8 protein-coding genes are annotated in these 7020 nt (G+C 63.8%); all 8 read right to left on the bottom strand.

The genetic code is table 11. The features are described from left to right. Nucleotides 1–539: 539 nt before the first annotated feature. A complete protein-coding gene (locus AC0L2C_RS26305) occupies nt 540–887 on the bottom strand; it encodes a recombinase family protein (protein ID WP_287394850.1) in 348 nt (115 codons plus the stop codon). A 200-nt stretch (nt 888–1087) separates the two neighbouring features. Further along, a complete protein-coding gene (locus AC0L2C_RS26300; protein ID WP_128247033.1) occupies nt 1088–1816 on the bottom strand; it encodes an amino acid ABC transporter ATP-binding protein in 729 nt (242 codons plus the stop codon). 29 nt (nt 1817–1845) lie between these two features. Then, nucleotides 1846–2520: an amino acid ABC transporter permease gene (locus AC0L2C_RS26295; RefSeq protein ID WP_473524794.1), complete on the bottom strand. Its 675-nt coding sequence runs from the start codon at nt 2518–2520 to the stop codon at nt 1846–1848. Beyond that, entirely contained in the window at nt 2517–3188 is a 672-nt protein-coding gene (locus tag AC0L2C_RS26290) for an amino acid ABC transporter permease (RefSeq protein WP_473524793.1), read from the bottom strand. The genes AC0L2C_RS26295 and AC0L2C_RS26290 overlap by 4 nt, the downstream gene beginning before the upstream one ends. Nucleotides 3189–3310: 122 nt before the next feature. After that, the gene (locus tag AC0L2C_RS26285) at nt 3311–4099 is read right to left on the bottom strand and encodes an ABC transporter substrate-binding protein (protein ID WP_473524792.1); all 789 of its coding nucleotides are present in this window, start codon (nt 4097–4099) and stop codon (nt 3311–3313) included. A 113-nt stretch (nt 4100–4212) separates the two neighbouring features. Continuing rightward, the gene (locus AC0L2C_RS26280) at nt 4213–5376 is read right to left on the bottom strand and encodes a saccharopine dehydrogenase family protein (RefSeq protein ID WP_473524791.1); all 1164 of its coding nucleotides are present in this window, start codon (nt 5374–5376) and stop codon (nt 4213–4215) included. After that, complete coding sequence (locus AC0L2C_RS26275) at nt 5373–5924, bottom strand: Lrp/AsnC family transcriptional regulator (RefSeq protein WP_473524790.1); 552 nt, start codon at nt 5922–5924, stop codon at nt 5373–5375. Before AC0L2C_RS26275 ends, AC0L2C_RS26280 begins: the two co-directional genes overlap by 4 nt. 171 nt (nt 5925–6095) lie before the next feature. Beyond that, entirely contained in the window at nt 6096–7019 is a 924-nt protein-coding gene (locus AC0L2C_RS26270) for a LysR family transcriptional regulator (RefSeq protein ID WP_287364073.1), read from the bottom strand. Nucleotide 7020: the final 1 nt, after the last annotated feature.

The following is a 7020-nucleotide window of genomic DNA, read 5'->3' as shown; positions in this document are numbered from 1 at the left end:
TTGACGAGGCCTGAAGATTGGCCCTGTCAATTCCAGCAGGAATAGTTGTCGGCAAGCGAACTGCGGCAATGCTGCACGCGACAGGATTCGAACCTGTAACTTCGTGCCGCGGGCATGCCCATTAAGGTCGAAGCCACCACCCGAGACGGCGAACTCCGGATATCGGTGTCTAATGCCGGAGAGCCCATTCCGCACGAGACAAAGCAGCGCCTGTTCCAGCCGTTCTAGCGAGGGGGCCCCGATCTAGCCCTCAAGGTCTCGGGCTGGGACTCTACATTGCTTCGCAGATCGCTCAGGCACATCGCGGCACACTGTCCGTGACCTCTGATGTTGACCAGACGGTGTTCACATTTGTGATGCCGATTTCCGTCGGCACGCGGCAGTGAGCTTGGCTAATCCCCAATAGAGATTGTCGAAAGTACGGCAACTGCTAGTTACTCCCGCCTATTAAAGCTGGGCAGCAGATTGCCGCGCCAAAATGTTGCGCAAATTCGAGACTTGCCATTGGCCGTTGCGCGCGGTTCGAACGCCTCGATTGTTCAGGGCGATTGCAGGCCACGCAGGCTGGTGATGCCGGACCGCTGGATGGAGGCGATGATCGGGAGCACGGTCTGGGCAAACCGGTTGGCTTCTTCGATCGACATCTTCCGACCGTTCGCCGCAGCTTCGGCGGTGTTGGTCGGACTACCGAGTTTTATGCCAGTGGTCTTGCGAGAGGCGAGGGCGGCCTTGGTCCGTTCCGAGATCAGCCGCCGTTCTTCTTCTGCCAACGCGGCGTAGAGGTGCAGCATGAATGGATCAGCGTCGGCGCCGAGTTCGGCAACGATGAACGGCACCCGTTGCACCATCAGTCCGGCATCGTAATGCGACCGGCCGAACAGCCGCAATGGGGGGTCGGAACTTCCAGTCAACTCTTACGCGGGAAGGTCTTAAAGGGTCGACTCGAGCCGTTTCGCGAACGGCAGCTTTTGAGACGGGCCACGAATGTCGCGAAATGGCGCTAATTGCTCGTTCCCATCGACGAGACGAATGGCAGCATTCCACCCGTCTCGGCCATTGGCGACAGCCAGCTGGTTGAGTTTTGACTCTAATGCCGCAGAATCTTGCTCAGGAAGGCGCGGCTGCGGTCGGTCTTGGGGTGCGAGAAGAATTCATCCGGCGTGCCGCTCTCGACGATGGCGCCGGCATCCATGAACACCACGCGCTGGGCGACCTTGCGGGCAAAGCCCATTTCGTGGGTCACCACCATCATGGTCATGCCCTCCTCGGCGACCGCGACCATGACATCGAGCACTTCCGAGATCATCTCAGGGTCGAGCGCCGAGGTCGGCTCGTCGAATAGCATGATCTTGGGGCGCATACCGAGGCAGCGGGCGATCGCCACGCGCTGCTGCTGGCCGCCGGAGAGTTGTGCGGGATAGGCATTGACCTTGTCGGCAAGGCCGACCTTGGCAAGCAGCTCGCGCCCGGCCTTCTCGGCCTCGGCGCGCGGGATCTTGCGGACATGGATCGGCGCCAGCGTCACGTTCTCGAGCGCTGTCTTGTGCGGGTAGAGGTTGAAGGACTGGAAGACGAAGCCGATCTCGGTGCGCAGCCGCGTCATGTTGGTGGCGGGGTCGCCGAGGCGCTGGCCGTCGACCACCAGGTCGCCGTCGCGGATCGTCTCCAGCCCGTTGATGCAGCGGATCAGCGTACTCTTGCCCGAACCGCTCGGCCCGCAGACGACGACCACTTCGCGCGGCTCGACGCTGAGCGTGACGTCCTTGAGCACATTGAGCGCGCCGAACCATTTGTTGACGCCGCGAAACTCGATCATACCGGTACCATTTTTGCTGAGGTTCAACGTCACAACTGCACCTCGCCATGGGCCGCACCCATGCGCTGCTCGAGCCGGCGCGCCAGCAGGATCAGGGGATAGCAGACGATGAAATAGCCGAGGCCGACGAGGAAGAAGACCAGCAGGCCGTTCGGCACACGCTGCACCACCAGCCAGCCGACTCGGGTGAGGTCGGTGAGCCCGATGGCCGAAACGACGGAGGAATCCTTGATCAACAGCACATATTGCCCGACCAGCGGCGGCAGCACGATGCGCATCGCCTGCGGCAGCACCACCTGGCGCATGCGCTGCCAACGCGACAGGCCGGACGCCAGCGCCGCCTCGACTTGGCCGGTCGGCACCGAGCGGATGCCGGCGACGACGATCTCGCAGATGAAGCAGGCGGCCAGATTGGTCAGGGCGATGATGCCGGCGGTGAAGGCGTCCAGCTCGACGCCGAGTTCCGGCAGGATGAAGAAGATCAGGAAGATCTGCACCAGGAACGGCGTGCCGCGGATCAGGTCGACCCAGGCGCCGATCGCACCGCTGATCAGCCGGTTGCCGCCGGTCCGCAGGATGCCGAGGCCAAAGCCGATCAGCGTGCCCAGCACCAGGCTGACCAGCGACAGCATCACGGTCATGCCGAGGCCGCGCAAGGCGAGGGGATAGCTGCCGGCGAGGCTTTGCAGCTGCTGCCAGATCATGTCCGTACCCCCGCCAGGCCGAGCCAGCGCCCGGACAGCGCCGCCAGTCCCTTCAGCCCGTAATAGAGCAGCAGGTAGAAGGCGGCGATGGTGATGAAACCTTCCGCCGGCATGAAGCGGTCGGAGGCGAGCAATTGTCCGGCGCGCGTCAATTCGGCGACCGCGATCAGCGACAGCAGAGCGGAATCCTTGACCAGCACGATCGCCTGGCCGAGCAGCGGCGGGATCGTCACCTTGAACGCCTGCGGCAGGATGACGAAGCGCATGCGCTGGACATAGGTCATCCCCGAGGCGACGCCGGCCTCGACCTGGCCGCGCGGGATCGACAGGATGCCGGCGCGGATGATCTCTGCGACATAGGCGCCGCTGTTCAGCGACAAAGCAAGGATGCCGACGACGAGCTCAGGCAGGATGATGCCGAGCCGCGGCAGGCCGAAATAGAGGAAATACAGCTGCGCCAGCAAGGGCGTGGCGCGCACCGCGTCGATATAGGCCTTGGCCGGCATGCGGAACAGCCGGCCGCGCTGCAGGTTCATGGCGGCGAGCACGATGCCGACGGCGAGCGCGCCGGCAAAGGCGAGGACAGACAGCCACACGGTCGTGACGAGGCCCTGCCCGAACAGGGGCAGATATTCGACAATGGTGCGGAAGCTGAAATTTTCGAGCATGGGTGGGGCGGTAAATAGTGAATAGTGAATAGTGAATAGAGATTAGCGAATAGCGAGTGGTGAGTAGCGATTCACTATTCACTATTCACTATTTACTATTCACTACTGTCTATTCACTCTACTCAGTGATCCTTCTTCCAGTCGTCGGAATTGACCCAATAGTCGAGGTTCTTCTGCAGGCGGCCGTCGAGGCTGACCTGGTCGAGGAACAGGTTCATCCAGGTCAGCAGGTCCTGCTCGTCATAGCGCGTGGCGAAGGCCAGCGGCTCCTTCGACAGCATGTCCGGCATGATGGTGAAGCTGCCGGCCGGGTAGGCGGTCGACTGGCCCTTGACCGCCGAGACGTCGTTGACGCCGCAATCGGCCTGGCCGTTGTTGACGGCGTCAAGCAGCAGCGGGCCGCCGCCCTTGTAGCTCTTGATGTTGGCGTCCGGGAAAGCCTTCTTGGCCTCCTTCTCGCCGGTGGCGCCGAGCAGCACGGCGATCTTGGTGCCCTTGGCCTTGCAATCCTCGGTGGATTTGAACTTGCCGTCGGCCTTGGTGAAGACGGTGCTGCCGGTGTACATGTAAGGCTTGGTGAAGGCGACCTTCATCGCCCGCGCCAGCGTCGGCGTCATGTCGGCGACCAGAAGATCGGCCTTGCCCGACAGCAGGGCCGGGATCAGGCCGTCCCAATCGAAATCCAAAAAGGTGATCTTGACGCCCATTTCCTTGGCCATCAGTTCGGCAAGTTCGACCGAACTGCCGGTGCGCTCGCCGGCAGCGCCGACCAGCGAGAAGGGCGGTCCCTGCGTCTGCACGGCAACGCGCAACTCGCCGCGCTTGGTGATCTCGTCGAGCGTCCCGGCACTGGCCGCGGCAGTGAGGCCGGCGAGCGCAAGGCCTGCGATGAAAAGCTTGGCAATCGTCATTGGGCATTCCTCCTTGTTGTCGTTTGTTATTTTCACTTTGTTGTTCCACCCCTTTGGGGGTGCTTTTTGAGCGGCAGCGCCGTTGCCGGCGGCGGCCACCGTTCGAAAATCTTTCAGTCCCAGTCGATCGTTTCGGGTACGCGTATACCGCGTCTGGCCAGTTCATCGAGAAAGCGGCCGTCGGGCACATGCAGCAGCGGGTTGAGCAGGCCGGGCTCGGTAATTTCGCCCCGCGCCAGCATCTGCGCCACGATGCTGGCGGGATAGCCGACGCCAAGGCTCATGCCGAACAGGCCGGAGGTGAGGTCGCGTTCGATGACCAGGTCCGACATCACCGTCTTGCGGCGGCCATCCTGGGTGCCGGTAAAGACATTGCGCATCACGCACAGGTCCTTTTCGTCGGCGCCGTATTGCAGTTGCGGGCCGAGCAGCCGGCCGAGAAATTCGCGTGGGCTGGCGCCAACGCCGGGCACCTTGTCTTCGGAAAGGAAGCCAAGCTCCTTCAGCGGCGCCCAGAACGCCGACCAACCCGGCCAGCGCAACGAATAGCGGCCGGAGCGCTGCAACCCCTTGGCGGCGGCAAGCATGCCGGCATAATGCGGCGCATCGCCATTAGGGAAGGCTTCCAGCCTGCCGAGCCCCGCGACCTCGATCTCGTGGATAAAGCGATTTTCATGTTGCTGGCCGGCCGGCACATCGACCCGCTTGCCGTTCTCGACCAGCACGCTGTCGCGGTTCTGGCTCATCAGAACCATGTCAAAATTCCAACTCACCTTGTAGCACAGCGGCTTGGCCATCGCCCTCGGCTCGGGGATACCGCCGCAATAGGAATCAATCGCCGTGATGGCATCGAACTGACGGGCGGCGCGCGCGTAGAGCACAAGGTCGATGCCGGGGTCGAGCCCGCATTCGGTCATGATCGAAACGCCGGCCGCTTCCGCTGCGGGGGCAAGGTCGGCGATCGTCTTGCCGTAATTGGTGGTGACCAGCGGCGTTCGCGTCGCGATCGCGGCCAGCACCGCCTCGCGCATCAGCGGCTGCGGCAACAGGTCGATGGCGGCGTCGACACCCGCCAGCACGCTCGCCAACACAGGGGCGATCGCGCCTTCGGGCACGACGAAACGCACGCGGGCAATGTCGGTCAGGCTGCCAAGCCGGGCTGCCCCATTCGGCGCAGTATCGACGCAGACGACCTCTTCGACATCGGCGCTGGCGACGAGATCGGCGATCGCCGCCCGGCCTTGCAGGCCGAGGCCGCCGAGAACCGCGATCTTCATGGTATTTCCTTTCGCCCAGTTTCGTCGCGCCCGGTTTCGTCGCGCCCGGTTTCGTCGCGCTTGGTCTCGTCCGACCAGCAGCCTTCCGGCAGGCTGACCCATTTGTTGCAGGAGGCCATGACGACGAATGTCTCGCTGCGCACGACTTCGCCCGGCTCGCCGGCGCCGGGGATCAGCTCGCTGGTGACGCGATAGAGATCGGCGACATCGCCGGCCACCGTCACGTCGACGATGATGTCGAAGCGTCCGGTGACCACCGAGGCCGAGTTCACGAAAGGCAGTTCGGCGATGCGCTGCGCCAGTTCCCGGGCGCGGCCGCGCCCCTGCGCATTGATGCCGACGATCGCCGAGATCAATTCTGGGCGCTCGGTCAGGTTGAGCAGCCCGACGATCTTGAGCAGGTTGCGGTCAAGCAGGTTGCGCAGCCGCATGCGCACCGTAGGCACCGAGACGGCCATCTTCTCGGCGAGGCGATTGACGCCAAGCTGCGCATCCTGCGACAGCAGCTTGACCAGTCGCCGGTCGGTCTGATCGAGATGTTCCCGCAAACACTCAGGCTTTCATAAATGGAAATAATTTATCGAGTTTTCTTTCTGATGTGAAAACAGCTTAGGGTGTATCTTTTTGAATCGCAAGAGCGTTCGGCCACTGTCAACAAGGCCGCATCCCGGAAGACGGGAGGGCTTTGCCGGCGCCGCGGCCGACCGAAGGCATGCCGACTAACGCGGCTTCTCGATCCCCGGAATGCCGCGAATCCGCTCGGCAAGAAAATCGACCAGCAGCCGGACCCTGGCAATGCCCGCGCGTTCCGGGACGATCAGCATGCTCAGCGGAATGGGAGGCGGGGCGTAGTCCGGCAGGATCACTTCCAGCCGGCCGGCGGCGAGGAGATCATCGACAAGCCAGCGATGGGCAGGTGCGATACCGCGCCCGGCGACGAGGGCTTCGCGTGCGGCAAGCCCATGGTCGACCCGAAATCGGCCGCCAAAGGGCACCGCATGGCGGTCGCCGCCCGGCCCCTGCAGGGCGAGCGTGTCGCTTCCCGCGATGTTCGACATCCGGATCCCTTCATGGCCAGGCAGATCCTGTGGGACGGCCGGTCTGCCCCGCGCCGCCAGATAGGCAGGCGCCGCCACCAGCAGACGCCGGGAGTGGCCGAGCGCCCGCAGTTTCATCGAGCTGTCGGTGAGCGGACCGAGGCGAAGCGCGATGTCGACGCCCTCCCGCACAAGGTCGATGCGCTCGTCGGTGAGGCTGAGATCGACCCCGATGTCGGGGTAGCGGTCCTGAAAGGCGAAGATCAGCCGGCTGACGTGCAAGACCCCGAGCGCCGCCGTGCAGGATATCCGGATCGTGCCGGCCGACGCGCCGCGCGTGCCCCGTGCCTCGTCGCCGGCCTGCTCGACGAGGCGCAGGATCTGGACGCTGTCGGCATAGTAACGGCTGCCTTCATCGGTCATCGTGACACGCCGGGTGGTCCTGCTGAGCAAGGGCACGCCGACGGCGTCTTCGAGCTCGCGCAAATGCCGTGTGACCGTCGACTGTCCAACCCCGAGCTCGCGCGCCACCGCCGACAGGCTGCCGCGCTCGGCGACGCGAACGAAGGTGCGCATGCGCTCGAGGGTCACATCAGATCTATCCATT

The organism is Mesorhizobium sp. WSM4845 (assembly GCF_055811455.1).
Note: the sequence above shows the minus strand (reverse complement) of the source record. Positions and strands in the feature narration are given on the sequence as shown.